Origin of the sequence: Allosphingosinicella sp., assembly GCF_036387215.1 — a bacterium.
Lineage (GTDB): Bacteria > Pseudomonadota > Alphaproteobacteria > Sphingomonadales > Sphingomonadaceae > Allosphingosinicella.
Window position 1 is genome coordinate 1 of record NZ_DASVUE010000003.1, and the last position, 3,038, is coordinate 3,038.

At 65.5% G+C, this 3,038-nt stretch carries 3 protein-coding genes; all 3 read left to right on the forward strand.

Annotated features, from left to right (window positions below):
* A partial coding sequence (locus tag VF662_RS00210) for a RelA/SpoT family protein (protein ID WP_464136280.1) occupies window positions 1–1,949 on the forward strand: 1,949 nt, incomplete at its 5' end.
* A 16-nt stretch (window positions 1,950–1,965) separates the two neighbouring features.
* Complete coding sequence (locus VF662_RS00215; RefSeq protein ID WP_464136282.1) at window positions 1,966–2,442, forward strand: DUF411 domain-containing protein; 477 nt, start codon at window positions 1,966–1,968, stop codon at window positions 2,440–2,442.
* 5 nt (window positions 2,443–2,447) lie between these two features.
* Window positions 2,448–3,038 (forward strand): tryptophan 2,3-dioxygenase (locus tag VF662_RS00220; protein WP_464136284.1); only part of this gene is annotated, 591 nt, incomplete at its 3' end.

A 3,038-nucleotide genomic window follows, 5' to 3' on the forward strand; every position in this document is an offset into this window, starting at 1 on the left:
GCCACCCGATCGAGGTGGCCGGCATCCTCACCGATCTCCACCTCGACGACGAGACGATCGTCACCGCAATCCTTCACGACACGATCGAGGATACGGTCGCCACCCCGGAGGAGGTGGAGAAGCTCTTCGGCAAGAACGTCGCCCGTCTCGTCGACGGAGTCACCAAGCTCTCCAAGATCGAGGCGCAGAGCGAAAGCCAGCGGGCGGCCGAGAACCTGCGCAAGTTCCTGCTCGCGATGTCAGGCGATATCCGCGTGCTGCTGGTGAAGCTCGCCGACCGGCTCCACAACATGCGCACGCTCCACTTCATCAAGAATGAGGAGAAGCGCCGCCGCATCGCTCGCGAGACGATGGATATCTATGCTCCGCTCGCCGAGCGGATCGGCATGTACGAGTTCATGACCGAGATGCAGACGCTCGCCTTCCGCGAGCTCGAGCCGGACGCCTATGCCTCCATCTCGAAGCGGCTGGAGCAGCTCCACAAGGGCGGCGGCGACCTGATCGACCGGATCGGCCGCGGCATCAAAGCGCATCTGGAGGCGAACGGGATCGAAGCGCAGGTGCAGGGGCGCGAGAAGCATCCCTATTCGATCTGGCGGAAGATGGCCGAGCGCCACGTCAGCTTCGAGCAGCTGTCGGACGTGATGGCTTTTCGTGCGATCGTCACCAACGTCGAGGATTGCTACCGCACGCTCGGCCTCGTCCACCAGCGCTGGCCGGTGGTGCCCGGGCGCTTCAAGGACTTCATCTCGACGCCCAAGCGCAACGGTTATCGCTCGCTGCACACCACGGTGATCCACGACGAGCAGATGCGGATCGAGATCCAGATCCGAACCGAGGATATGCACGCGCAGGCCGAGTTCGGCCTCGCCGCGCACTGGGCCTATAAGGAAGGCAAGGCGGCCGCGACGACCCAGCACCCCTGGATCAGCGACCTTATCGAGATCCTCGAACATGCCGGCAGCGCTGAGGAGCTGCTCGAGCATACCCGAATGGCGATGTATCAGGACCGGATCTTCGCCTTCACACCCAAGGGCGAGCTCATCCAGCTGCCCAAGGGCGCGACTCCAGTGGACTTCGCCTACGCGGTCCACACGGATCTTGGCGATCAGACGGTGGGGGCCAAGATCAACGGCCGGGTGATGCCGCTCCGGACCCCGCTCGATAACGGCGATCAGGTGGAGATCCTGGTTTCCAAGGCCCAGCATCCGCAGCCGCCCTGGCTCAGCTTCGTCGTCACCGGCAAGGCGAAGGCGAAGATCCGCCGCTTCGTCAAATCGAAGGAGCGGGAGGAGACGATCGCGCTCGGGCGCAAGATCTTCGACGAGATCGTGCAGCGGCTGCCCGCCCCGCTTGGGTGGGAGGCGATGGCGGAGGCGCTGAGGCGGCTTCACCTCCATGACGACGACACGCTGATGGAGGCGATCGCGCTGAAGCGCGTGGACGACGTTCAGGTGATGGAAGCCCTGATGCCCGGCTCCACCGGCGGCAAGGGAATGAAGCCGCCGCCGCAGCGCCAGGCTATCTCGATCAAAGGCCTGACGCCGGGCGTCGCGTTCGATCTTGCCGAATGCTGCCATCCGATCCCGGGCGACCGCATCGTCGGGCTCCGCCGCGAAGGGACGGGGATCGAAGTCCACACGATCGACTGCGACCGCCTCGCCGACGGCGTCGATGCGGACTGGGTGGACCTTGCCTGGGGCGACGAATCGGACGGCGGCACGGCGCGCCTCTGCATCGTGATCCGCAACCAGCCCGGCTCGCTCGCCACCATCGCCGGAATCCTCGGCAATCACGGCGCAAACATCGTCAGCATGGATCAGACCAGCCGCGACGGGCAGTTCCACACCTTCCACTTCGACGTCGAGGTGCACGACGTGCAGCATCTGATGCGGATTTTAGCCGCGCTTCGAGCGACGGACGTGGTATCGACGGCCGAGCGTCTTTAAATATCCGGGCATGACGATGGACCAGACCATAGATCGCCGCCTCTTCCTCGCATCCGCGGGAGCCGCTGCAGCGGCCGGCCTCGTCGGTACCGCCGGGGCCGTCTTCACCCCGACGCAATTCCTGATGTGGCACGCGCCCGGCTGCGGCTGCTGCCTTGAATGGGCGCGGCAGATGGGCGTGGCGCTTGGGCGCAAGCTCCCCGTCATCGAGGCGCCGAACCTTGCAGCGATCAAGCGCGCCCGCGGCGTGCCCGAGGATCTCCAATCCTGCCACACGGCGATCGTCGCAGGCTATGTGATCGAGGGCCATGTTCCGCCCGCCGACATCAAGCGGCTGATGAAGAGCGGCAGCCGCACGGTCAGGGGCCTCGCGGTCGCCGGAATGCCGCATGGTTCGCCCGGCATGGAAACGCACGACCACCTGAAGCAGCCGTTCAAGGTGATCGCCTTCGCGGCCAACGGCCGCCGCGCGGTCTACGCCTCGCACGCCTGAGCCGGATGACCGACACGCCTGCTTCGATGACCTATGGCGGCTATCTGGCGCTCGACCGGATCCTCGGCGCGCAGCACCCTATCTCCTCGCATCATGACGAATTGCTGTTCGTCATCATCCACCAGACCAAGGAGCTGTGGCTCAAGCAGATCATCCACGAGCTGCGGCTGGCCAAGGGGCTGATCCGTTCCGATTCGCTGATCCAGGTCCACAAGAGCCTGTCCCGCGTCTCTCGGATCCAGGCGGTGATGACCTTGAGCTGGGACGTCCTGGCGACGATGACTCCGGCCGATTACACGAGCTTTCGCGACGTTCTCGGCTCCAGCTCCGGCTTCCAGTCTGCCCAGTTCCGTGAGTTCGAATATCGGCTCGGGCTCAAGGACGGCGGCCATTTGCGCTTCCAGGAGGAAGGAAGCGAGGCCTACGGGGCGCTGATGGAGGCGCTGCACCAGCCGAGCCTCTGGGACGAAGCCAATGCCGCGCTCTCCCGGGCAGGTTTCGCGCTGCCGGCGGAGGCGGTCGATCGCGACTGGGGCCAGCCCTACGCCCCGCTCCCGGAAGTCGAATCGGCTTGGGCGGAGGTGTACCGCGACACC